The following is a 20,756-nucleotide window of genomic DNA, read 5'->3' as shown; positions in this document are numbered from 1 at the left end:
CTTTCCGCCCGCCATGCGAGGCCCGCTGTACGTGGACCAGATCCTGATCCGTGGGGCGCGTACCCACAACCTGAAGAACATCGACCTGACCCTGCCGCGCGACAAGCTGATCGTCATCACCGGCCTGTCCGGCTCCGGCAAGTCCTCCCTGGCCTTCGACACCCTGTACGCCGAGGGCCAGCGCCGCTACGTGGAATCGCTGTCCGCCTATGCGCGGCAGTTCCTTTCGATGATGGAAAAGCCCGACGTGGACACCATCGAGGGCCTGTCGCCGGCGATTTCCATCGAGCAGAAGTCCACCTCGCACAACCCACGCTCTACGGTGGGCACTATCACCGAGATTTACGACTACCTGCGTTTGCTCTACGCGCGGGTCGGCACGCCGCGCTGCCCGGATCACGACATTCCGCTGGAGGCGCAGACCGTCAGCCAGATGGTCGACCAGGTGCTGGGCCTGCCCGAGGGCAGCCGCCTGATGCTGCTGGCTCCGGTGATCCGCGAGCGCAAGGGCGAGCACCTGGCAGTGTTCGACGAGCTGCGCGCCCAGGGCTTCGTGCGCGCGCGAGTCAACGGCCGGCTCTACGAGCTGGACGAGCTGCCGGCGCTGGAGAAGCAGAAGAAGCACACCATCGAGGTGGTGGTGGACCGCTTCAAGGTGCGCGCCGACCTGCAGCAGCGTCTGGCCGAATCCTTCGAGACCGCGCTGAAGCTGGCCGACGGCATCGCCCTGGTGGCGCCGATGGACGAAGACGCCACGCAGGAGGAGCTGATCTTCTCCGCGCGCTTCGCCTGTCCGGTATGCGGCCACTCGATCAGCGAGCTGGAGCCCAAGCTGTTCTCGTTCAACAACCCGGCCGGCGCCTGCGGCACCTGCGACGGCTTGGGCGTCAAACAGTTCTTTGATGCCCGCCGGGTAGTGACCGGCAACCTGAGCCTGGCCGCCGGGGCGATTCGCGGCTGGGATCGACGCAACATCTATTACTTCCAGATGCTTGGCTCCCTGGCCGCGCATTATGGATTCGACCTGGATGCGCCGTTCGACAGCCTGAGCGCCGAGAACCAGAAACGCATCCTCTACGGCAGCGGCAAGGAAAGCATCGCCTTCCGCTACCTGAACGACCGCGGCGACATCGTCAGCCGCTCGCATCCCTTCGAGGGCATCCTCAACAACCTGGAACGCCGCTACCGGGAGACCAGTTCCGACAGCGTGCGCGAGGAACTGGCCAAGTACCTGGGCACCCAGCCCTGCCCGGACTGCCTGGGCACCCGCCTGCGCCGCGAGGCGCGGCACGTCTGGGTGGGCGAGAAGACGCTACCCGGGGTGACCGGCCTGCCGGTGGGCGACGCTTGCGACTACTTCGCCGGCCTCAGCCTGCCCGGCCAGCGCGGCGAGATCGCCGCCAAGATCCTCAAGGAAATCCGCGAGCGCCTGCAGTTCCTGGTCAACGTCGGCCTCGACTACCTGACCCTGGACCGCAGCGCCGAGACGCTGTCCGGCGGCGAGGCGCAGCGCATCCGCCTGGCCAGCCAGATCGGCGCCGGCCTGGTGGGCGTCATGTACATCCTCGACGAACCGTCCATCGGCCTGCACCAGCGCGACAACGAGCGCCTGCTGGGCACCCTCACCCACCTGCGCAACCTGGGCAACACGGTGATCGTGGTGGAGCATGACGAGGACGCCATTCGCCTGGCCGACTACGTGGTGGACATCGGCCCCGGCGCCGGCGTGCATGGTGGGCGCATCGTCGCCGAAGGCACGCCCGACGAGATCATGGCGCATGCAGATTCGCTGACCGGCAAGTACCTGTCCGGCCGTGAGCGCATCCGCTATCCGGCCAAGCGCACCCCTCGAGACAAGAAGAAGCAGCTCATCCTCAAGGGCGCGCGCGGCAACAACCTGCGTAACGTCACCCTGGAGATACCGGTCGGTCTGCTGACCTGCGTCACCGGGGTGTCCGGCTCAGGCAAGTCGACGTTGATCAACAACACCCTGCACCCGATCACCGCCACGGCGCTGAACGGGGCCACCAGCCTGGAAGTGGCGGCCTACGACAGCTTCGACGGCCTGCAGCACCTGGACAAGGTGGTGGATATTGACCAGAGCCCGATCGGCCGGACGCCGCGCTCCAACCCGGCGACCTACACCGGGCTGTTCACACCGATCCGCGAGCTGTTCTCCGGCGTGCCGGAAGCGCGCGCCCGCGGCTATGGTCCGGGGCGGTTCTCCTTCAACGTCAAGGGTGGGCGCTGCGAGGCCTGCCAGGGTGATGGCGTGCTCAAGGTGGAAATGCACTTCCTGCCGGACATCTATGTGGCCTGCGACGTGTGCAAAGGCAAGCGCTACAACCGCGAAACCCTGGAAGTGAAGTACAAGGGCAAGAACATCTATGAAGTGCTGGAGATGACCATCGAGGAAGCGCGTGAGTTCTTCGACCCGGTGCCAGCCGTGGCGCGCAAGCTGCAGACACTGATCGACGTCGGTCTGACCTACATCAAGCTCGGCCAGAGTGCCACCACACTGTCCGGCGGCGAGGCCCAGCGGGTCAAGCTGGCGCGAGAGTTGTCCAAGCGCGACACCGGCAAGACCCTGTACATCCTCGACGAGCCCACCACCGGCCTGCACTTCGCCGACATCCAGCAATTGCTGGACGTGCTGCACCGGCTGCGCGACCACGGCAACACCGTGGTGGTGATCGAGCACAACCTGGATGTGATCAAGACCGCCGACTGGCTGGTCGACCTGGGCCCCGAAGGTGGCTCGCGGGGCGGCCAGATCATCGCCACCGGCACCCCGGAGCAGGTCGCCGCCAATCCGGCGTCCCACACCGGGCGCTTCCTCAAGCCCCTGCTGGAGCGCGACGCACAACCGCTCGGCGCCTGAGGTTGCCGATACGTCGCCCGTCAGGCGTATCCTGAAAACAAAAAAGCCCGCAGCATGCTGCGGGCTTGTTTTTTCCGGCCTCGATCAGACCAGGGCTTCCTCCACGGGAATCTCCAGCGCCTTGGCGATACCGCTGCCGTAGGCCGGGTCGGCCAGGTAGCAGTGGCGAATGTGGCGCAGCTTGATGTGCCGCTCCACCCCGCTCATGGCCCGGGCGGTGTTGCCGAACAGACGCTCCTGCGCGTCGCTGTCCATCAGACGGAACAGGTCGCCGGCCTGGGTGAAGTAATCGCTGTCGTCCTCGCGGTAATCGTAGCGATCGGCCGCACCAGAGAGCGCCATCGGCGGCTCGCTGAAGTCCCGCTGCTCCTTCCACTCGCCATAGCTGTTCGGCTCGTAGTGCAAACGGCTGCCGTTGTTGCCGTCCACGCGCATGGCACCGTCGCGGTGGTAGCTGTGGAACGGGCAGCGCGGCGCGTTGACCGGGATCTGGTGGTGGTTGACCCCCAGGCGGTAACGCTGGGCATCGCCGTAGGAGAACAGACGACCCTGCAGCATGCGGTCCGGCGAGAAGCCGATGCCGGGTACCACGTTCGCCGGGGTGAAGGCGGCCTGTTCCACGTCCTGGAAGTAGTTTTCCGGGTTGCGGTTCAGCTCGAAGTAACCGACCTCGATCAGCGGGTAGTCCTTCTTCGACCACACCTTGGTCAGGTCGAACGGGTGGAAGCGGTAGGTCGCCGCGTCGGCCTCCGGCATGATCTGCACGTACAGCGTCCAGCGCGGGTAGTCGCCCCGCTCAATCGCCTCGTAGAGATCGCGCTGCCCGCTCTCGCGGTCATTGGCGACGATCGCCGCCGCCTCGGCATCGGTCAGGTTCTTGATGCCCTGCTGGGTCTTGAAGTGGAACTTGACCCAGTAGCGCTCGTTCTGCGCATTGATGAAGCTGTAGGTGTGCGAGCCGAAACCGTGCATGTGCCGATAGGAGGCCGGAATGCCGCGGTCGCCCATCACGTAGGTCACCTGGTGCAGCGCTTCGGGCAGGCCGGTCCAGAAGTCCCAGTTGTTGTTGGCGCTGCGCATGTTGGTGCGCGGGTCGCGCTTCACGGCGTGGTTGAGGTCGGGGAACTTCAGCGGGTCGCGGAAGAAGAACACCGGCGTGTTGTTGCCCACCAGGTCCCAGTTGCCTTCCTCGGTGTAGAACTTCAGCGCGAAGCCGCGGATATCACGTTCGGCATCTGCCGCGCCCCGCTCACCGGCCACGGTGGAGAAACGGGCGAACATCGGGGTCTGCTTGCCGATCTGCGAGAACACATTGGCGCGGGTATAGCGAGTGATGTCGTGGGTGATGGTCAGCGTGCCGAAGGCTCCGGAGCCCTTGGCGTGCATGCGCCGCTCCGGAATCACCTCGCGGTCGAAATGGGCAAGCTTTTCCAGGAACCAGACGTCCTGCAGCAGCATCGGCCCGCGCGGGCCCGCGGTCATGACATTCTGGTTCTCGGCTACGGGGGCACCGGCGGCGGTCGTGAGTTTCGGCTTGTCGGTCATCGTCTGGATCCCTCTGGTTTCTTCTCTGTGGAACTGGCAAGCCAGTTCGTTGAAGCGACTATACGTAGCCGCTTCGATAGAAACCCATGACATGACTCAAAGCATTCAATTGAGAAAAACTAACGAAGCATGCGGTCAGTCTTCCCCGAACCGATACTCCAGGCTCAGCCCTGCGTACCAGGTGCGCCCGGCGCCGGGTTCGTAATAGCGGGCGTTGCCGTCGCCGATGATCACCGAACCGATGTACTCGCGCCCCGCGAGATTGTCGATCCGCAGCGTCTCGCGCAGTATCCACGCCCCGTGTCGCTGCTCGAACTGCACATAGCTGCTGAACAGCGCATACCCCGGCGCCGCGCGATCACGGTTCAGATCATGGACCTCCATGGCGCTGCGCGCGGCCGCCTCCAGCCCCAGCTCCACATCATCGCGTGGCTGCCAGGCCAGCGTCGCGGAAAAACTGTGCTCCGCTATGCCGGGTAGCCGGTTGTCGCTCGCAACGACCTGCCCCTGACTGCTGAAGCGTTTGCTGTACCGCGCATCCAGCCAGGTGTAGGCCAGGCGCGCCTGCAGATAATCCCCCAACGGCTGTTCCAGCCCGATCTCAAACCCGCGTCGTCGCGTTTGGGCCGCGTTCTGGTAGGCCGTGCGACCACCACTTGCCGCAGCCACCACCAACTCATTGTCGGTCCGGATATTAAACCAGGCGGCCTGCAGGCGGCCGTGGCCGGGCAAGGCCGCACGCAGACCCAGCTCGTGCTGCTCGCTGGTGGCCGGACGCAGACCAAAGCCGAAACGACCATCCTCGCCCGAGTATGCCAGCTCACCCAGGGTCGGCGTTTCGAAGCCTTTAGACCAGCCGGCATAGGCCGTCAGCCCAAAGGGGAGCGCATAACCGGCGCCGACGCTGGGGGTGAGTTCGCGGTACGTAACCACGCCGCTGTCATCGCCGTTTCCGGCGACCACGTAGTGATCGTCCACTTCGAACGCCACTTCGTTGTGGCGCAGACCCACCTGGACATTCAGCTGCTCTCCGTGCCAGGCCAGCTGCAGGTACGGCGCCAGGCTGCGTATCTCGTCTCGCTCATCTCGCCGCAAGCTACCCCGCACGCCCAGCAGATCACCGACAAAATTCTCGTAACCCTGGCGATCATCCACCGATACGTCGTAATCCAGGCCGCCGGTAAGGATCAGCTCGCCGGGCCCGACCAGCCATGGCTGGATCCAGCGGCTATGCAACCCGTAGTAATCGCGCTCGAAATCGACCACGCCACCAGCCTGCGTCGCACTGGCCTGCTGCACCGCTCGGGGGATCGACAGGAACTGCACGACGCGGCGTTTTCCGCCGTACAGCGTGGTCTGCCATTGCGCAGTCCAAAGATCTTGCTGGTAGTTGATGCCCACCTGCTGCTGGTAAACGGACTTTCGCGTGTTGTACAGCAGCGTATTGGCCGAGTTGCTACGTGGGTCCCGCCGATAGGCTGCCCAATCGAGCCCCTGCGGATCCTGGGTGTTGTCCTGCTGCAGATCGCTGTAGATCAAGGCCAGCCGGCGGTCCGCCGGCGTGACAGTCAGCTTGGCGAAGCGCTTGTCGACGCGCGCCGAGCTGTGATGGCGGAAGCCATCCAGATCGAGACTGGACTGGTTGAACACGAGGCCGCCCCAGTCCGTGCCAGACTCCACGCCCACGTGATGCCGCCGCGTACCCCAGCGTCCGAAGGTACTGCCTGCCAGAAGGCGTGGGTCGCCCGTGCCGTCGCGGGAGAACAGCTGGATCACCCCGCCCGAGTTGCTGCCATACACACTGGCGAAGGGACCACGCAGGACTTCGATGTGATCGAGGGTATCCAGATCGAAACTCGAAGCCTGCCCCTGGCCGTCGGGGATACTTGCCGGTATCCCGTCGCTGAGCAGCTTGACGCCGCGGATCCCGAAGGCCGAACGTGCCCCGAAGCCGCGGATCGACAGCTGCGGTTCCTGCGCGAGGTTATGGCGCTGTTGAACGCTGAGACCCGGTACGCCCTGCAATGCTTCCGACAAGTCGATGCCCGGGTGGCCCTGGCGGGCATCGCCAAGGTCGATCCGCTCGACCGAGAAAGGCTGGGTATCCACCGGCGCTTCAAAACGCGTCCCGCTGCTCACCATGGGGGCAACTTCAACGGCGGCCAGGGCGGGGGAACTGGTGAGTACAAGCAGAACGGCGGAAGCGGCTCTGGGCATCCATTCTCCAAGGCAGGTGCAATGATGTGGCGCGCTGTCAGCGTAGCCGCAAGGAGGAGACCACAGATGGCCATTCGGTTTCGCACAGGCGAAAAAAAACCGGGCCAGGGCCCGGTTTCTTTCTGGATCACGACTTACTCAGCCGCGGCTTCCACGGTACCAGCGACCGGACGGTCAACCAGTTCAACGTAAGCCATCGGGGCGTTGTCGCCAGCGCGGAAACCGCACTTCAGGATGCGCAGGTAGCCGCCCTGACGGGTGGCGTAGCGCTTGCCCAGGTCGTTGAACAGCTTGCCGACAGCAGCCTTGGAGCGGGTGCGGTCGAAAGCCAGACGACGGTTGGCGACGGTGTCTTCCTTGGCCAGGGTGATCAGCGGCTCGGCAACGCGGCGCAGTTCCTTGGCTTTCGGCAGGGTGGTCTTGATCAGTTCGTGCTCGAACAGCGACACCGCCATGTTCTGGAACATGGCCTTGCGGTGGGCGCTGGTGCGGCTCAGGTGACGGCCACTTTTACGATGACGCATGATTGAAATTCCTTACCAAACGTGAAAGTTCGGTGACTGGGGACGATCAGGCGGTGGCCTTATCGTCCTTCTTCAGACTTGCCGGCGGCCAGTTATCGAGGCGCATACCGAGGGACAGACCACGAGAAGCCAGAACGTCCTTGATTTCGGTCAGGGACTTCTTGCCCAGGTTCGGCGTCTTCAACAGCTCGACCTCGGTGCGCTGGATCAGGTCACCGATGTAGTAGATGTTTTCTGCCTTGAGGCAGTTGGCCGAACGGACGGTCAGCTCCAGGTCGTCAACCGGGCGCAGCAGGATCGGATCGATCTCGTCTTCCTGCTCCACCACCACCGGCTCCGCATCACCCTTCAGATCGACGAACGCGGCCAGCTGCTGCTGCAGGATGGTCGCGGCGCGACGGATGGATTCCTCGGGATCGAGGGTGCCGTTGGTTTCCAGGTCGATGACCAGCTTGTCCAGGTTGGTACGCTGCTCGACGCGGGCGTTTTCCACCACGTAAGCGATACGACGGACCGGGCTGAAGGAAGCGTCAAGCTGCAGACGACCAATGCTGCGGCTTTCGTCTTCGTCGCTCTGGCGGGCGTCGGCCGGGACGTAACCACGACCGCGCGCCACCTTGAGCTTCATGTTCAGGGAACCGTTGTCCGCCAGATGAGCGATCACGTGGTCGCCGTTGACGATTTCGACATCGTGATCCAGCTGAATATCGGCGGCGGTGACCACGCCCGGGCCCTTCTTGGAAAGGCTCAGCGTTACTTCATCGCGGCCGTGCAGCTTGATAGCCAGGCCCTTCAGGTTCAGGAGGATCTCGATGACATCTTCCTGAACGCCTTCGATGGCGCTGTACTCGTGGAGCACGCCATCAATCTCGGCCTCGACCACTGCACAGCCAGGCATGGAGGACAACAGGATGCGACGCAGCGCGTTGCCCAAGGTATGGCCAAAGCCACGCTCGAGAGGCTCGAGCGTGATCTTGGCGCGGGTCGGACTGACCGCCTGAACGTCAATATGACGCGGGGTCAGGAACTCATTTACCGAACTCTGCATGGATGCACCTATTTTCTAGCCCTTACTTGGAGTAGAGCTCGACAATCAGGTTTTCGTTGATGTCGGCGGACAGGTCAGAACGGGCCGGAACGCTCTTGAACACGCCCGACTTCTTCTCTGCGTCTACTTCAAGCCATTCGGCACGGCCACGCTGAGCCGCCAGCTCGAGAGCTTGGGCAATACGCAGCTGGTTCTTGGACTTCTCGCGAACAGCAACCACGTCACCGGCTTTCACCTGGTAGGACGGGATGTTCACGGTCTGACCGTTGACGGTGATGGACTTGTGCGACACCAACTGACGGGATTCGGCGCGGGTGGCACCAAAGCCCATGCGGTAGACGACGTTGTCCAGACGGCACTCGAGCAGTTGCAGCAGGTTTTCGCCGGTAGCGCCCTTGCGACGGGCAGCTTCCTTGTAATAACCGCTGAACTGACGCTCGAGAACGCCGTAGATGCGACGCACTTTCTGCTTTTCACGCAGCTGGGTGCCGTAATCGGACAGACGACCGCGACGCAGGCCGTGCTGGCCGGGAGCCTGTTCGGCCTTGCACTTGGAGTCCAGTGCGCGAGCACCGCTCTTCAGGAACAGGTCGGTGCCTTCACGGCGAGACAGTTTGCATTTGGGACCAATGTAACGAGCCATTTCTCACTGTCTCCTATTACACGCGACGCTTCTTCGGCGGACGGCACCCGTTGTGCGGGATGGGCGTCACGTCGGTGATGCTGGCGATCTTGTAACCGCAGGCGTTCAGTGCGCGGACTGCGGATTCGCGGCCCGGGCCCGGGCCCTTGACGTTCACATCGAGGTTCTTCAGACCGTACTCCAGCGCAGCCTGGCCGGCGCGCTCGGCAGCCACCTGGGCAGCGAACGGAGTGGACTTACGGGAACCACGGAAACCGGAACCACCGGAGGTGGCCCAGGACAACGCGTTGCCCTGACGGTCAGTGATGGTCACGATGGTGTTGTTGAAAGAAGCGTGGATGTGGGCGATGCCATCAACCACCGTCTTTTTGACCTTCTTGCGAGGACGAGCAGCAGGTTTTGCCATGATCAAATTCCTAAGCGATTACTTGCGGATCGGCTTACGCGGGCCCTTACGGGTACGCGCGTTGGTCTTGGTACGCTGACCGTGTACCGGCAGACCGCGACGATGGCGCAGACCGCGGTAGCAACCGAGGTCCATCAGACGCTTGATGTTCATGTTGATCTCACGGCGCAGGTCACCTTCAGTGGTGAGCTTGGCGACTTCGCCGCGGAGCTGCTCGAGCTGCTCGTCGGAGAGATCCTTGATCTTCACCGCCGGATTCACGCCGGTGGTGGCACAGATTTGCTGTGCAGTGGTGCGACCAACACCGTAGATGTAGGTCAGCGAGATAACAGTGTGCTTGTTATCTGGAATGTTGACGCCTGCAATACGGGCCATTCAGTGTGGACTCCAATTGACAGCTACCGACGCCCCGGAAGCCAAGAAATAGGGCGCGCGATATTAGCGCTGTAATAGCAAATGTTCAACCCGGCAGCACACTAGCTGCCGGGCTATTGACGCTGGATCACAATCAGCCTTGGCGCTGCTTGTGGCGCGGCTCCGCCTTGCAGATCACGCGCACGACGCCGTCGCGACGCACGATCTTGCAGTTACGGCACAGCTTCTTGACCGATGCACGAACTTTCATCAGTAACTCCTAGAACCTTACGGCAACCAGGTCAGCGGAGCATGCCGCTGCCATAGCCCTTCAGGTTGGCTTTCTTCATCAGGGAATCGTACTGGTGCGAGACGAGATGGGACTGGACTTGAGACATAAAGTCCATGACCACCACGACCACGATCAGCAGCGAGGTCCCGCCAAGGTAGAACGGCACGTTGGCGGCCACCACCAGGAACTGGGGCAGCAGACACACAGCCGTCATGTACAGAGCACCGAACATGGTCAAGCGGGTCAGGACGCCATCGATGTAGCGCGCCGACTGCTCACCCGGACGGATACCCGGGATAAAGGCACCAGACTTCTTCAGGTTCTCCGCTACGTCCTTCGGATTGAACATCAGCGCCGTATAGAAGAAGCAGAAGAAGATGATCCCTGCACTAAACAGCAAGATGTTCAGCGGCTGGCCCGGAGCGATCGACTGAGAAACATCCTGCAGCCAGCCCATGCTCTCGGACTGACCGAACCACTGACCCAGCGAAGCCGGGAACAACAGGATGCTGCTGGCGAAGATGGCCGGAATAACGCCCGCCATGTTCACCTTCAACGGCAGGTGGCTGGTCTGCGCGGCGAAGACCTTGCGGCCCTGCTGACGCTTGGCGTAGTGCACCGCAATACGGCGCTGGCCACGCTCGATGAACACCACGAAACCGATGATCAGTACGGCCAGCAGGCCGATGACCAGCAGAGCGAAGATGTTGATGTCGCCCTGCCGAGCCGACTCGAACGACTGACCGATGGCCGACGGCAAGCCCGCCACGATGCCGGCGAAGATCAACATGGAGATGCCGTTGCCGACACCCCGTTCGGTGATCTGTTCGCCGAGCCACATCATGAACATGGCGCCAGCTACGAACGTGGTGATGGCCACGAAGTAGAAGCCGAAGTCGGTCGCGAAAGCCACACCCTGGCTCGCCAGGCCAACGGACATGCCAATGGCTTGCACGATGGCCAGCACCAGGGTGCCGTAGCGGGTGTACTGGCTGATCTTGCGACGGCCAGATTCACCTTCCTTCTTCAACTGCTCCAGCTGCGGGCTGACAGCGGTCATCAGCTGCATGATGATCGACGCCGAGATGTACGGCATGATCCCCAGCGCAAAGATGCTCATCCGCTCCAGCGCACCGCCGGAAAACATGTTGAACAGGCTAAGAATGGTCCCCTCATTCTGACGGAAGAGCTCCGCCAGACGGTCAGGATTGATCCCGGGAACCGGGATATGCGCACCAATTCGGTAGACGATGATCGCCAGGAACAGGAAGCGCAGCCGAGCCCACAGCTCGGACAACCCGCCGTTGCTTAGCGCAGAGAGAGCACCTTGCTTAGCCATTTAGTCCTCGATCTTACCGCCAGCTGCTTCGATAGCCGCACGCGCACCCTTGGTGGCGGCGATGCCCTTCAGGGTAACAGCGCGACCAACCTCGCCGGACAGCATGACTTTGACACGCTGCACGTTCTGGTTGATGACGTTGGCATCCTTCAGCGCCTGCAGAGTCACGACGTCACCTTCCACCTTGGCCAGCTCGGAAGTACGCACTTCAGCGCGATCCAGGGCCTTCAGGGAGACGAAGCCGAACTTCGGCAGACGACGGTGCAGCGGCTGCTGGCCACCCTCGAAACCGGGAGCGATGGTGCCGCCGGTACGGGAGGTCTGGCCCTTGTGGCCGCGACCACCGGTCTTGCCCAGGCCGCTACCGATACCACGACCGGGGCGGTGCTTTTCGCGACGGGCGCCGGGCGCGGAGCGCAGATCATTCAGTTTCATGGTTAGCCCTCCACACGCAGCAGATAGTAGGCCTTGTTGATCATGCCGCGGTTTTCAGGAGTGTCCTGGATCTCGACGGTATGACCGATGCGACGCAGACCGAGGCCCTTGACGCACGCCTTGTGGTTGGCCAGGCGGCCGTTCACGCTCTTGACGAGGGTGACTTTGACAGTGTTAGCCATGGTTAGAGGATCTCCTCGACACTCTTGCCACGCTTGGCTGCAACGCTGGCCGGAGCCTGCATGGCCTTCAGACCCTTGAAGGTGGCCTGAACCACGTTCACCGGGTTGGTGGAGCCATAGCACTTGGCCAGGACGTTCTGCACGCCCGCGACTTCCAGGATGGCGCGCATGGCACCACCAGCGATCACACCGGTACCTTCGGAGGCCGGCTGCATGTACACCTTGGAGGCGCCATGAGCAGACTTCAGCGGGTACTGCAGGGTGGTGCCGTTCAGGTCGACCTGGATCATGTTGCGGCGAGCCGCTTCCATGGCCTTCTGAATGGCGGCCGGTACTTCGCGGGACTTGCCGCGACCGAAACCGACACGACCCTTGCCATCACCAACAACGGTCAGCGCGGTGAAGGTGAAGATGCGGCCGCCCTTAACGGTCTTGGCAACGCGATTCACCTGAACCAGCTTCTCGATGTAGCCTTCGTCGCGTGCTTCTTCGCGGTTGTCGCGGTTGTCGCGATCGCGCTTTTGCTCGTGATTTGCCATAACTTAGAACTCCAGCCCGCCTTCACGAGCAGCATCAGCCAGCGCCTGGACGCGGCCGTGGTACTTGAAGCCAGAACGGTCGAACGCCACCTGGGTGACACCAGCGGCCTTGGCACGCTCGGCTACCAGCTGACCAACCTTCTTGGCCGCCTCGACGTTGCCAGTGGCACCGTCGCGCAGTTCTTTGTCCAGGGTCGAGGCGGAAGCCAGGACCTTGCCGCCATCGGCCGAGATGACCTGGGCGTAGATGTGCTGGGAAGAGCGGTACACGCAGAGGCGTACGACTTCCAGTTCGCGCATTTTCAGGCGTGCCTTGCGAGCGCGACGCAGACGAGTTTCTTTCTTTTCGCTCATTTGCTATGCCCTACTTCTTCTTGGCTTCTTTGCGAAGGACGACTTCGTCTGCATAACGCACGCCCTTGCCCTTGTACGGCTCGGGACGACGGAAGTCGCGGATTTCGGCGGCAACCTGACCGAGCAGTTGCTTGTCGATACCCTTCAGAACGATGTCGGTCTGGTTGGGGGTCTCGGCAACGATGCCTTCCGGCAGCTCGTAGTCGATCGGATGCGAGAAGCCGAGCGCGAGGTTGAGCACCTTGCCCTTGGCCTGAGCCTTGTAGCCCACACCAACGAGCTGGAGCTTGCGCTCGAAGCCCTGGCTGACACCGAGGACCATGTTGTTGACCAGCGCACGGGTGGTACCGGTCATGGCGCGAGTCTGCTGATCGCCATTGCGAGCAGCAAAGCGCAGCTCTCCGGAATCCTGAATGACTTCAACCGACGGATGCAGCTTCAGCTCGAGAGCGCCCTTGGCACCCTTGACCGACAACAGCTGACCGTTCAGCTTGACTTCAACACCCGCAGGCAGCTTGACGGGGTTTTTAGCAACGCGAGACATGCTTAAACCCCCTTAGAATACGGTGCAGAGGACTTCGCCACCGACACCGGCAGCGCGAGCAGCACGATCAGTCATCACACCCTTGTTGGTGGAAACGATCGAGACGCCCAGACCACCACGCACTTTCGGCAGCTGATCGACGGACTTGTACTGACGCAGGCCGGGACGGCTGGTGCGCTTGAGCTCTTCAATGACCGGACGGCCTTCGAAATACTTCAGCTCGATGGTCAGCAGCGGCTTGGCTTCGCTGCTCACCTGGTAACCCGCAATGTAACCTTCGTTCTTCAGAACGTTGGCAACTGCCACCTTCAGCTTGGAGGACGGCATGCTTACGACGGACTTTTCAGCCATCTGGGCATTACGGATACGAGTTAGCATGTCCGCTAACGGGTCCTGCATACTCATGGGCTTGATGCTCCTAAACAAAAAAACGGCCTTTCGGCGCCTGGAGCGCCAGAGACCGTAACGGCTAAATGCCGGGCTCTGGCGAGCCGGCAATTCTAGAGATTGCTCAAAAACAAATCAAGCCCCGAAAGGGGCTTGATCTGAGAGCCAGAGCGAGGAGCGAACTCCTCGCAGACTGCTTACCAGCTGGCCTTGACCAGACCAGGTACGTCACCGCGCATGGCCGCTTCACGCAGCATGTTACGGGACAGACCGAACTTACGGTACACACCGTGCGGACGGCCGGTCAGACGGCAGCGATTGCGCAGGCGAGCAGCGCTGGCGTCGCGCGGCTGCTTCTGCAGGGCTACCTGGGCTTCCCAACGCGCTTCCGGAGTGGAGTTCGGGTTGGCGATGATAGCTTTCAGCTCGGCACGCTTCTTGGCGTACTTGGCAACCGTTTGCTGACGCTTCAGCTCACGGTTCTTCATGCTCTGTTTGGCCATTGCCTACTCCAGATCAGTTGCGGAACGGGAACTTGAAGGCACGCAGAAGCGCGCGACCTTCGTCGTCGTTACGGGCAGTGGTAGTCAGGGTGATGTCCAGACCACGCAGAGCATCGATCTTGTCGTAATCGATTTCCGGGAAAATGATCTGCTCTTTCACACCCATGCTGTAGTTGCCACGACCATCGAAGGACTTGGCATTCAGGCCGCGGAAGTCACGCACACGCGGCAGGGAAATGGACAGCAGACGGTCCAGGAACTCGTACATGCGATCGCTGCGCAGGGTGACCTTGACCCCGATCGGCCAGCCCTCGCGGACCTTAAAGCCGGCGATGGACTTGCGAGCGTAGGTGACCACCGGCTTCTGGCCGGTGATCTTTTCCAGATCAGCTACCGCGTTCTCGATGACTTTCTTGTCGCCGATCGCTTCGCCCAGCCCCATGTTCAGGGTGATCTTGGTGATGCGCGGAACTTCCATCACGTTGGCCAGCTTAAGGTCGTCCTTCAGCTGAGGCGCAATCTGGTTCCGGTAGATCTCTTTGAGTCGTGCCATTGGTTTCTACCTGCTCTTCTCAAGCGCCAACCGGCTTCTGGGTGGACTTGAAGACACGAATTTTCTTGCCGTCTTCAACCTTGAAGCCAACGCGGTCAGCCTTGTTGGTTTCAGCATTGAAGATTGCAACGTTGGACACGTGCAGCGGCGCTTCTTTCTCGACGATACCGCCTTGAACGCCCAGCATCGGGTTCGGCTTGGTGTGGCGCTTCACCAGGTTGACGCCAGCGACGACCAGACGGTCGTCTGCCAGCACCTTGAGCACCTTGCCACGCTTGCCCTTGTCTTTGCCGGCGATGACGATGATCTCGTCGTCACGACGAATCTTTTGCATGACGGCTTCTCCTTACAGCACTTCGGGGGCGAGCGAGACGATCTTCATGAACTTCTCGGTACGCAGTTCACGAGTCACCGGCCCGAAGATACGGGTGCCGATCGGCTCCTGCTTGTTGTTCAGCAGAACCGCGGCGTTGCCATCGAAGCGGATGATCGAACCGTCGGGACGACGCACACCATGACGGGTACGCACGACCACGGCAGTCATGACCTGGCCTTTCTTGACCTTACCGCGCGGAATCGCTTCTTTCACGGTGACCTTGATGATGTCGCCAATACCGGCATAACGACGGTGCGAACCACCCAGGACCTTGATGCACATAACACGACGAGCACCGCTGTTGTCAGCGACGTCGAGCATGGATTGAGTCTGAATCATAAAATTTCTCCGACCCCTAGTCCTTAGACTTCCGCTGCGCGCTCTACGACTTCAACCAGCGCCCAGGACTTGGTCTTGGAAACCGGACGGGTCTCGCGAATGGTGACCAGGTCGCCGATGCGGCACTGATTGGTTTCGTCGTGGGCGTGCAGTTTGGTCGAACGCTTCACATATTTGCCGTAGATCGGGTGCTTGACGCGACGCTCGATCAGAACGGTGATGGACTTGTCCATCTTGTCGCTGACGACACGGCCGGTCAGCGTACGGACGGTTTTCTGAGCTTCAGCCATGATTACTCACCTGCCTGCTGGTTGAGCACAGTCTTGACGCGAGCGATGTCGCGCTTCACTTGCTTGAGCAGGTGAGACTGCCCCAGCTGACCAGTTGCCTTCTGCATACGCAGATTGAACTGATCGCGCAGCAGGCCGAGCAGCTGCTCGTTCAGCTCCTGCGCCGTTTTTCCACGAAGTTCGTTCGCTTTCATCACATCACCGTCCGCTTAACAAAGGTGGTGGCGAGGGGCAGCTTTGCAGCGGCCAGTGCGAAAGCCTCGCGCGCCAACTCTTCGGAAACACCCTCGATCTCGTAGAGCACCTTGCCCGGCTGAATCTGGGCTACCCAGTACTCGACGCTACCCTTACCTTTACCCATACGAACTTCGAGGGGCTTCTTGGTAACAGGCTTGTCGGGGAACACGCGGATCCAGATCTTGCCGCCACGCTTCACGTGACGAGTCAGTGCACGACGTGCAGCTTCGATCTGACGTGCAGTCAGGCGACCGCGGCTCACGGATTTCAGTGCAAACTCGCCGAAGCTGACTTTGCTACCGCGTTGAGCCAGGCCACGGTTGTGACCGGTCATCTGCTTGCGGAACTTCGTACGCTTGGGTTGCAACATGATGCGTACTCCTTATTTCTTGGCAGCTTTACGAGGAGCGGGCGCTTGCGGCTTCAGCTCTTCGGTGCGGCCGCCAATGACCTCACCCTTGAAGATCCAAACCTTGACACCGATCACACCGTAGGTGGTGTGCGCTTCGTAAGTGGCGTAGTCAATGTCGGCGCGCAGGGTGTGCAGAGGCACACGACCTTCGCGATACCATTCGGTGCGCGCGATTTCCGCACCACCCAGACGACCGCTCACCTGGATCTTGATGCCCTTGGCACCAATACGCATTGCGCTCTGCACCGCACGCTTCATCGCGCGACGGAACATGACACGACGCTCCAGCTGCTGAGCCACGCTCTGTGCAACCAGCATGGCATCGAGTTCCGGCTTGCGGATTTCCTCGATGTTGATGTGCACGGGCACACCCATTTGCTTGGTCAGGTCCTGACGCAGCTTCTCAACATCCTCACCCTTCTTGCCGATCACGATGCCGGGACGAGCGGTGTGGATGGTGATGCGTGCGGTCTGAGCCGGACGAGCGATGTCGATGCGGCTAACGGACGCGTTTTTTAGTTTGTCCTGGAGATACTCACGAACCTTCAGGTCGGCCAGCAGATAGTCGGCGTACTGACGCTTATCTGCGTACCAGACGGAGGTGTGCTCCTTGACGATGCCCAGGCGAATGCCAATGGGATGTACTTTCTGACCCATCTGATCGACCCCTTACTTGTCCGCAACCTTGACAGTGATATGGCAAGACCGCTTGACGATGCGATCAGCACGGCCCTTGGCACGCGGCATGATACGCTTCAGCGAACGCCCTTCGTTGACGAAGACGGTGGAGACCTTCAGGTCGTCCACGTCGGCGCCTTCGTTGTGCTCGGCGTTGGCCACGGCCGACTCCAGCACTTTCTTGATGATCTCGGCGGCTTTCTTGTTGCTGAAAGCCAGCAGGTTGAGCGCTTCGCCCACCTTCTTCCCGCGGATCTGGTCGGCGACCAAGCGGGCTTTCTGGGCGGAGATGCGAGCGCCCGACAGCTTAGCGGCTACTTCCATCGTTCCTTACCCCTTAGCGCTTGGCTTTCTTGTCCGCAGCATGCCCGCGGTAGGTGCGGGTAGCGGCGAACTCGCCCAGTTTGTGGCCAACCATGTCCTCGTTGACGAGCACCGGCACATGCTGGCGGCCGTTGTGGACAGCGATGGTCAGACCAACCATTTGCGGCAGAACGATGGAACGGCGCGACCAGGTTTTCACCGGCTTACGATCGTTCTTTTCCACCGCCACTTCGACCTTCTTCAACAGGTGAAGATCGATAAAAGGACCTTTTTTCAGAGAACGCGGCACAGTCGTATCCCTCTAGTTACTTACGGCGACGGACGATCATGTTGTCGGTGCGCTTGTTGGTACGGGTCTTCTTACCCTTGGTCGGGAAGCCCCACGGCGACACCGGATGACGACCACCGGAAGTACGACCTTCACCACCACCATGCGGGTGATCAACAGGGTTCATGGCCACACCGCGAACGGTCGGACGGATACCCTTCCAGCGCTTGGCGCCGGCCTTACCCAGCGAACGCAGGCTGTGCTCGTGGTTCGAGACTTCGCCCAGGGTCGCGCGGCACTCGGCCAGAATCTTGCGCATTTCACCGGAACGCAGGCGGACGGTGACGTAAGCACCTTCGCGAGCGACCAGCTGAACCGATGCACCTGCCGAACGAGCGAGCTGAGCGCCCTTGCCCGGCTTGAGCTCGATGCAGTGGATGGTGGAACCCACCGGAATGTTGCGCAGCGGCAGGGTGTTGCCGGGCTTGATCGGCGCATGGGCGCCAGAGATCAGCTGGTCACCGGCACTGATGCCCTTCGGCGCGATGACGTAGCGACGCTCACCGTCGGCATATTTCAGCAGCGCGATGTGGGCAGTACGGTTCGGATCGTATTCCACGCGCTCGACGATGGCAGGAATGCCATCCTTGTTGCGGCGGAAGTCGACCAGACGGTAGTGCTGCTTGTGACCACCGCCAACGTGGCGAGTGGTGATACGGCCGTTGTTGTTACGACCGCCGGACTTGGACTGCTTTTCGACCAGCGGAGCGTACGGAGCGCCCTTGTGCAGATCCTGGTTGACCACCTTGACGACAAAGCGGCGACCAGCAGAAGTCGGTTTGCATTTAACGATTGCCATGATGCACCCCTTTACTCAGCGCTGCTGGCGAAATCGAGATCTTGACCCGGCTGGAGAGCGATGTACGCCTTCTTCCAGTCGTTGCGCTTGCCCATACCACGCATGGTGCGCTTGGTCTTGCCCTGCACGTTGACAGTGCGGACACCAGCGACCTTGACGTTGAAAAGGACTTCGACGGCCTTCTTGATTTCCAGCTTGGTTGCATCGGTGGCAACCTTGAAAATGAACTGCTTCTTGCTGTCAGCCAGGACAGTGGCCTTCTCGGAGATGTGCGGGCCGAGCAGTACTTTGAATACGCGTTCCTGGTTCATCCCAGCAGCTCCTCGAATTTCTTCACCGCCGACACGGTGATCAGCACCTTGTCGTAGGCAATCAGGCTGACCGGATCGCTGCCCTGGACGTCGCGAACGTCGACGTGCGGCAGGTTACGCGCAGCCAGGTACAGGTTTTGATCGACCGCATCGGTAACGATCAGTACATCGGACAGGTTCAGACCGCCCAGCTTGCTCAGCAGACCCTTGGTCTTCGGAGCATCGACCGAGAACTCTTCAACCACGACCAGGCGATCGGTACGAGCCAGCTCAGCAAGGATGGAGCGCATGGCGGCGCGGTACATCTTCTTGTTGAGCTTCTGGGAGTGATCCTGCGGCTTGGCAGCAAAGGTCACGCCGCCGCTGCGCCAGATGGGGCTGCGGATGGAACCGGCGCGAGCACGACCAGTACCCTTCTGACGGAACGGCTTGGCACCGCCACCAGAAACTTCAGCACGGGTCTTCTGGGCGCGGGTGCCTTGACGGCCGCCAGCCATGTAGGCCACGACTGCCTGGTGTACCAGGGTCTCGTTGAACTCACCGCCGAAGATACGATCGGAAACTTCGATCGCCTGAGCGCCATTTACATTCAATTGCATCTCAGTTTCTCCCCTTACGCCTTGACAGCCGGACGGACGATAACGTCGCCACCGGTAGCGCCCGGAACGGCACCCTTGACCAGCAGCAGGTTACGTTCGGCATCGACGCGCACCACTTCCAGGGACTGCACGGTCACGCGCTCAGCGCCGAGATGACCGGACATCTTCTTGCCCTTGAAAACACGACCAGGAGTCTGGCACTGGCCAATGGAACCCGGAACGCGGTGGGAGACGGAGTTGCCGTGGGTGTTGTCCTGACCACGGAAGTTCCAGCGCTTGATGGTACCGGCAAAGCCTTTACCCTTGGACTGACCGGTGACATCCACCAGCTGACCAGCCTGGAAAATTTCCGCCTTGATCTCATCACCAGCCTGGTACTCGCCGTCTTCAAGACGGAATTCCAGGACGGCACGACCAGCAGCGACATTTGCCTTGGCGAAGTGACCGGCTTGAGCCTTGGTCACGCGGGAAGCGCGACGCTCGCCGACAGTCACCTGCACGGCACGATAGCCATCGCTCTCTTCGTTCTTGAACTGGGTGACGCGATTCGGCTCGATCTCGATGACCGTAACCGGAATAGAGACACCTTCCTCGGTGAAAATGCGGGTCATGCCGCACTTACGACCGACTACACCAATAGTCATGTTGTAAAACCTCATGAGTGTACGGGGCTTTCACCCGCTATGGCCGCCCATTTCAGAGCGTTACACGACTAAAACCGGGAGGTTTTAGCCGAGGCTGATCTGCACTTCCACGCCAGCCGCAAGATCGAGCTTCATCAGCGCATCGACGGTTTTGTCGGTCGGCTGAACGATGTCCAGCACGCGCTTGTGGGTACGAATTTCATACTGATCGCGCGCGTCTTTGTTGACGTGCGGAGAGATCAGCACAGTGTACCGCTCCTTGCGGGTAGGCAGAGGAATCGGACCACGCACCTGAGCCCCAGTACGTTTCGCGGTTTCCACGATTTCCTGGGTGGATTGATCGATCAGGCGATGGTCAAAAGCCTTCAACCGAATACGGATTTGTTGGTTTTGCATTTTGACCTCAGACTCCAATTTGCCATCCCCAACGGACGGACTACGCCCGTTAAAAGGAGGCGCAATTGTACGGATGCCCCCAGGGGGTGTCAATCTTTGATCAGTCAAACAAAAAGGGCCCCGAAGGGCCCTTTTTGCGCAGTTCCCCGATTACTCGAGGATCTTGGCAACCACGCCGGCGCCAACGGTACGGCCGCCTTCGCGAATCGCGAAACGCAGGCCATCTTCCATGGCGATCGGAGCGATCAGGGTGACGGTCATCTTGATGTTGTCACCC

31 protein-coding genes and 1 pseudogene are annotated in these 20,756 nt (G+C 61.2%); 1 reads left to right on the top strand and 31 read right to left on the bottom strand.

Annotated features, from left to right (window positions below; genetic code table 11):
• Positions 1-31 precede the first annotated feature (31 nt).
• Positions 32-2,881 carry an excinuclease ABC subunit UvrA gene (gene uvrA / locus AS93_RS0110245; RefSeq protein ID WP_027590527.1) on the top strand — a complete coding sequence of 950 codons (2,850 nt, stop codon included), beginning with the start codon at positions 32-34 and terminating at the stop codon, positions 2,879-2,881.
• Positions 2,882-2,965: 84 nt separating this feature from the next.
• Here uvrA and AS93_RS0110240 read toward each other — a convergent pair whose 3' ends face one another.
• From AS93_RS0110240 to AS93_RS20290, 31 genes and pseudogenes are all read right to left on the bottom strand, one after another.
• Positions 2,966-4,426: a catalase gene (locus AS93_RS0110240; protein WP_027590526.1), complete on the bottom strand. Its 1,461-nt coding sequence runs from the start codon at positions 4,424-4,426 to the stop codon at positions 2,966-2,968.
• 135 nt (positions 4,427-4,561) lie between these two features.
• On the bottom strand, positions 4,562-6,643 hold the full coding sequence (locus AS93_RS0110235) for a TonB-dependent receptor (protein ID WP_027590525.1): 2,082 nt from the start codon (positions 6,641-6,643) through the stop codon (positions 4,562-4,564).
• 134 nt (positions 6,644-6,777) lie between these two features.
• Positions 6,778-7,167, bottom strand: coding sequence for a 50S ribosomal protein L17 (gene rplQ, locus AS93_RS0110230; protein WP_027590524.1), 390 nt, complete (start codon positions 7,165-7,167; stop codon positions 6,778-6,780).
• 46 nt (positions 7,168-7,213) lie between these two features.
• A complete protein-coding gene (gene rpoA / locus AS93_RS0110225) occupies positions 7,214-8,215 on the bottom strand; it encodes a DNA-directed RNA polymerase subunit alpha (RefSeq protein ID WP_027590523.1) in 1,002 nt (333 codons plus the stop codon).
• 22 nt (positions 8,216-8,237) lie between these two features.
• Positions 8,238-8,858, bottom strand: coding sequence for a 30S ribosomal protein S4 (gene rpsD / locus AS93_RS0110220; RefSeq protein ID WP_027590522.1), 621 nt, complete (start codon positions 8,856-8,858; stop codon positions 8,238-8,240).
• Between the two features lie 16 nt (positions 8,859-8,874).
• Positions 8,875-9,264: a 30S ribosomal protein S11 gene (gene rpsK / locus AS93_RS0110215; RefSeq protein WP_003093689.1), complete on the bottom strand. Its 390-nt coding sequence runs from the start codon at positions 9,262-9,264 to the stop codon at positions 8,875-8,877.
• Positions 9,265-9,282: 18 nt separating this feature from the next.
• Positions 9,283-9,639, bottom strand: a complete 357-nt coding sequence (gene rpsM, locus AS93_RS0110210; RefSeq protein WP_027590521.1) for a 30S ribosomal protein S13 — start codon at positions 9,637-9,639, stop codon at positions 9,283-9,285.
• 133 nt (positions 9,640-9,772) lie between these two features.
• Positions 9,773-9,889 (bottom strand): 50S ribosomal protein L36, encoded by a 117-nt coding sequence (gene rpmJ / locus AS93_RS0110205; RefSeq protein ID WP_027590520.1) that lies wholly within the window; start codon positions 9,887-9,889, stop codon positions 9,773-9,775.
• Between the two features lie 31 nt (positions 9,890-9,920).
• Positions 9,921-11,249 carry a preprotein translocase subunit SecY gene (gene secY, locus AS93_RS0110200; protein ID WP_027590519.1) on the bottom strand — a complete coding sequence of 443 codons (1,329 nt, stop codon included), beginning with the start codon at positions 11,247-11,249 and terminating at the stop codon, positions 9,921-9,923.
• Positions 11,250-11,684 carry a 50S ribosomal protein L15 gene (gene rplO, locus AS93_RS0110195; RefSeq protein WP_027590518.1) on the bottom strand — a complete coding sequence of 145 codons (435 nt, stop codon included), beginning with the start codon at positions 11,682-11,684 and terminating at the stop codon, positions 11,250-11,252.
• Between the two features lie 2 nt (positions 11,685-11,686).
• Positions 11,687-11,866: a 50S ribosomal protein L30 gene (gene rpmD / locus AS93_RS0110190; RefSeq protein WP_027590517.1), complete on the bottom strand. Its 180-nt coding sequence runs from the start codon at positions 11,864-11,866 to the stop codon at positions 11,687-11,689.
• Positions 11,867-11,868: 2 nt separating this feature from the next.
• Positions 11,869-12,405, bottom strand: a complete 537-nt coding sequence (gene rpsE, locus AS93_RS0110185) for a 30S ribosomal protein S5 (RefSeq protein WP_037008931.1) — start codon at positions 12,403-12,405, stop codon at positions 11,869-11,871.
• A 3-nt stretch (positions 12,406-12,408) separates the two neighbouring features.
• On the bottom strand, positions 12,409-12,759 hold the full coding sequence (gene rplR / locus AS93_RS0110180) for a 50S ribosomal protein L18 (RefSeq protein WP_027590515.1): 351 nt from the start codon (positions 12,757-12,759) through the stop codon (positions 12,409-12,411).
• A 10-nt stretch (positions 12,760-12,769) separates the two neighbouring features.
• Positions 12,770-13,303, bottom strand: a complete 534-nt coding sequence (rplF, locus tag AS93_RS0110175) for a 50S ribosomal protein L6 (RefSeq protein ID WP_027590514.1) — start codon at positions 13,301-13,303, stop codon at positions 12,770-12,772.
• A gap of 12 nt (positions 13,304-13,315) precedes the next feature.
• Complete coding sequence (rpsH, locus tag AS93_RS0110170; RefSeq protein WP_027590513.1) at positions 13,316-13,708, bottom strand: 30S ribosomal protein S8; 393 nt, start codon at positions 13,706-13,708, stop codon at positions 13,316-13,318.
• Between the two features lie 179 nt (positions 13,709-13,887).
• Entirely contained in the window at positions 13,888-14,193 is a 306-nt protein-coding gene (rpsN, locus tag AS93_RS0110165; protein ID WP_027590512.1) for a 30S ribosomal protein S14, read from the bottom strand.
• 13 nt (positions 14,194-14,206) lie between these two features.
• On the bottom strand, positions 14,207-14,746 hold the full coding sequence (gene rplE, locus AS93_RS0110160) for a 50S ribosomal protein L5 (protein WP_027590511.1): 540 nt from the start codon (positions 14,744-14,746) through the stop codon (positions 14,207-14,209).
• Positions 14,747-14,765: 19 nt separating this feature from the next.
• Positions 14,766-15,080, bottom strand: a complete 315-nt coding sequence (gene rplX, locus AS93_RS0110155; protein WP_027590510.1) for a 50S ribosomal protein L24 — start codon at positions 15,078-15,080, stop codon at positions 14,766-14,768.
• 12 nt (positions 15,081-15,092) lie between these two features.
• Positions 15,093-15,461 (bottom strand): 50S ribosomal protein L14, encoded by a 369-nt coding sequence (gene rplN / locus AS93_RS0110150; protein WP_003281831.1) that lies wholly within the window; start codon positions 15,459-15,461, stop codon positions 15,093-15,095.
• 23 nt (positions 15,462-15,484) lie between these two features.
• Positions 15,485-15,751, bottom strand: coding sequence for a 30S ribosomal protein S17 (gene rpsQ / locus AS93_RS0110145; RefSeq protein WP_027590509.1), 267 nt, complete (start codon positions 15,749-15,751; stop codon positions 15,485-15,487).
• Between the two features lie 2 nt (positions 15,752-15,753).
• Positions 15,754-15,945 carry a 50S ribosomal protein L29 gene (rpmC, locus tag AS93_RS0110140; protein WP_027590508.1) on the bottom strand — a complete coding sequence of 64 codons (192 nt, stop codon included), beginning with the start codon at positions 15,943-15,945 and terminating at the stop codon, positions 15,754-15,756.
• Positions 15,945-16,358 carry a 50S ribosomal protein L16 gene (rplP, locus tag AS93_RS0110135; protein ID WP_027590507.1) on the bottom strand — a complete coding sequence of 138 codons (414 nt, stop codon included), beginning with the start codon at positions 16,356-16,358 and terminating at the stop codon, positions 15,945-15,947. The genes rpmC and rplP overlap by 1 nt, the downstream gene beginning before the upstream one ends.
• Positions 16,359-16,370: 12 nt before the next feature.
• Entirely contained in the window at positions 16,371-17,057 is a 687-nt protein-coding gene (gene rpsC, locus AS93_RS0110130; RefSeq protein ID WP_027590506.1) for a 30S ribosomal protein S3, read from the bottom strand.
• A gap of 12 nt (positions 17,058-17,069) precedes the next feature.
• Positions 17,070-17,402 (bottom strand): 50S ribosomal protein L22, encoded by a 333-nt coding sequence (gene rplV, locus AS93_RS0110125; protein ID WP_027590505.1) that lies wholly within the window; start codon positions 17,400-17,402, stop codon positions 17,070-17,072.
• 13 nt (positions 17,403-17,415) lie between these two features.
• Positions 17,416-17,691 (bottom strand): 30S ribosomal protein S19, encoded by a 276-nt coding sequence (gene rpsS, locus AS93_RS0110120; protein WP_027590504.1) that lies wholly within the window; start codon positions 17,689-17,691, stop codon positions 17,416-17,418.
• Between the two features lie 16 nt (positions 17,692-17,707).
• Positions 17,708-18,529 (bottom strand): 50S ribosomal protein L2, encoded by an 822-nt coding sequence (gene rplB, locus AS93_RS0110115; RefSeq protein WP_027590503.1) that lies wholly within the window; start codon positions 18,527-18,529, stop codon positions 17,708-17,710.
• A gap of 11 nt (positions 18,530-18,540) precedes the next feature.
• Positions 18,541-18,840, bottom strand: coding sequence for a 50S ribosomal protein L23 (rplW, locus tag AS93_RS0110110; protein WP_027590502.1), 300 nt, complete (start codon positions 18,838-18,840; stop codon positions 18,541-18,543).
• A complete protein-coding gene (gene rplD / locus AS93_RS0110105) occupies positions 18,837-19,439 on the bottom strand; it encodes a 50S ribosomal protein L4 (RefSeq protein ID WP_027590501.1) in 603 nt (200 codons plus the stop codon). The genes rplW and rplD overlap by 4 nt, the downstream gene beginning before the upstream one ends.
• Before the next feature lie 14 nt (positions 19,440-19,453).
• The gene (gene rplC, locus AS93_RS0110100; RefSeq protein WP_027590500.1) at positions 19,454-20,083 is read right to left on the bottom strand and encodes a 50S ribosomal protein L3; all 630 of its coding nucleotides are present in this window, start codon (positions 20,081-20,083) and stop codon (positions 19,454-19,456) included.
• A gap of 84 nt (positions 20,084-20,167) precedes the next feature.
• On the bottom strand, positions 20,168-20,479 hold the full coding sequence (gene rpsJ, locus AS93_RS0110095) for a 30S ribosomal protein S10 (RefSeq protein ID WP_003243886.1): 312 nt from the start codon (positions 20,477-20,479) through the stop codon (positions 20,168-20,170).
• A gap of 150 nt (positions 20,480-20,629) precedes the next feature.
• Positions 20,630-20,756 (bottom strand): annotated as a pseudogene (locus AS93_RS20290) (elongation factor Tu); the annotation flags it as partial.

The sequence above is a fragment of the Pseudomonas sp. RL genome, from assembly GCF_000647775.1.
Classification (GTDB): domain Bacteria; phylum Pseudomonadota; class Gammaproteobacteria; order Pseudomonadales; family Pseudomonadaceae; genus Serpens; species Serpens flexibilis.
Note: the sequence above shows the minus strand (reverse complement) of the source record. Positions and strands in the feature narration are given on the sequence as shown.

Bases quoted from the DNA above. Each gene is read 5' to 3' on its own strand.
- AS93_RS0110240 (WP_027590526.1), bottom strand. From the start codon at position 4,426: ATGACCGACAAGCCGAAACTCACGACCGCCGCCGGTGCCCCCGTAGCC.
- AS93_RS0110235 (WP_027590525.1), bottom strand. From the start codon at position 6,643: ATGCCCAGAGCCGCTTCCGCCGTTCTGCTTGTACTCACCAGTTCCCCC.
- rplQ (WP_027590524.1), bottom strand. From the start codon at position 7,167: ATGCGTCATCGTAAAAGTGGCCGTCACCTGAGCCGCACCAGCGCCCAC.
- rpoA (WP_027590523.1), bottom strand. From the start codon at position 8,215: ATGCAGAGTTCGGTAAATGAGTTCCTGACCCCGCGTCATATTGACGTT.
- rpsD (WP_027590522.1), bottom strand. From the start codon at position 8,858: ATGGCTCGTTACATTGGTCCCAAATGCAAACTGTCTCGCCGTGAAGGC.
- rpsK (WP_003093689.1), bottom strand. From the start codon at position 9,264: ATGGCAAAACCTGCTGCTCGTCCTCGCAAGAAGGTCAAAAAGACGGTG.
- rpsM (WP_027590521.1), bottom strand. From the start codon at position 9,639: ATGGCCCGTATTGCAGGCGTCAACATTCCAGATAACAAGCACACTGTT.
- rpmJ (WP_027590520.1), bottom strand. From the start codon at position 9,889: ATGAAAGTTCGTGCATCGGTCAAGAAGCTGTGCCGTAACTGCAAGATC.
- secY (WP_027590519.1), bottom strand. From the start codon at position 11,249: ATGGCTAAGCAAGGTGCTCTCTCTGCGCTAAGCAACGGCGGGTTGTCC.
- rplO (WP_027590518.1), bottom strand. From the start codon at position 11,684: ATGAAACTGAATGATCTGCGCTCCGCGCCCGGCGCCCGTCGCGAAAAG.
- rpmD (WP_027590517.1), bottom strand. From the start codon at position 11,866: ATGGCTAACACTGTCAAAGTCACCCTCGTCAAGAGCGTGAACGGCCGC.
- rpsE (WP_037008931.1), bottom strand. From the start codon at position 12,405: ATGGCAAATCACGAGCAAAAGCGCGATCGCGACAACCGCGACAACCGC.
- rplR (WP_027590515.1), bottom strand. From the start codon at position 12,759: ATGAGCGAAAAGAAAGAAACTCGTCTGCGTCGCGCTCGCAAGGCACGC.
- rplF (WP_027590514.1), bottom strand. From the start codon at position 13,303: ATGTCTCGCGTTGCTAAAAACCCCGTCAAGCTGCCTGCGGGTGTTGAA.
- rpsH (WP_027590513.1), bottom strand. From the start codon at position 13,708: ATGAGTATGCAGGACCCGTTAGCGGACATGCTAACTCGTATCCGTAAT.
- rpsN (WP_027590512.1), bottom strand. From the start codon at position 14,193: ATGGCCAAACAGAGCATGAAGAACCGTGAGCTGAAGCGTCAGCAAACG.
- rplE (WP_027590511.1), bottom strand. From the start codon at position 14,746: ATGGCACGACTCAAAGAGATCTACCGGAACCAGATTGCGCCTCAGCTG.
- rplX (WP_027590510.1), bottom strand. From the start codon at position 15,080: ATGCAAAAGATTCGTCGTGACGACGAGATCATCGTCATCGCCGGCAAA.
- rplN (WP_003281831.1), bottom strand. From the start codon at position 15,461: ATGATTCAGACTCAATCCATGCTCGACGTCGCTGACAACAGCGGTGCT.
- rpsQ (WP_027590509.1), bottom strand. From the start codon at position 15,751: ATGGCTGAAGCTCAGAAAACCGTCCGTACGCTGACCGGCCGTGTCGTC.
- rpmC (WP_027590508.1), bottom strand. From the start codon at position 15,945: ATGAAAGCGAACGAACTTCGTGGAAAAACGGCGCAGGAGCTGAACGAG.
- rplP (WP_027590507.1), bottom strand. From the start codon at position 16,358: ATGTTGCAACCCAAGCGTACGAAGTTCCGCAAGCAGATGACCGGTCAC.
- rpsC (WP_027590506.1), bottom strand. From the start codon at position 17,057: ATGGGTCAGAAAGTACATCCCATTGGCATTCGCCTGGGCATCGTCAAG.
- rplV (WP_027590505.1), bottom strand. From the start codon at position 17,402: ATGGAAGTAGCCGCTAAGCTGTCGGGCGCTCGCATCTCCGCCCAGAAA.
- rplB (WP_027590503.1), bottom strand. From the start codon at position 18,529: ATGGCAATCGTTAAATGCAAACCGACTTCTGCTGGTCGCCGCTTTGTC.
- rplW (WP_027590502.1), bottom strand. From the start codon at position 18,840: ATGAACCAGGAACGCGTATTCAAAGTACTGCTCGGCCCGCACATCTCC.
- rplD (WP_027590501.1), bottom strand. From the start codon at position 19,439: ATGCAATTGAATGTAAATGGCGCTCAGGCGATCGAAGTTTCCGATCGT.
- rplC (WP_027590500.1), bottom strand. From the start codon at position 20,083: ATGACTATTGGTGTAGTCGGTCGTAAGTGCGGCATGACCCGCATTTTC.
- rpsJ (WP_003243886.1), bottom strand. From the start codon at position 20,479: ATGCAAAACCAACAAATCCGTATTCGGTTGAAGGCTTTTGACCATCGC.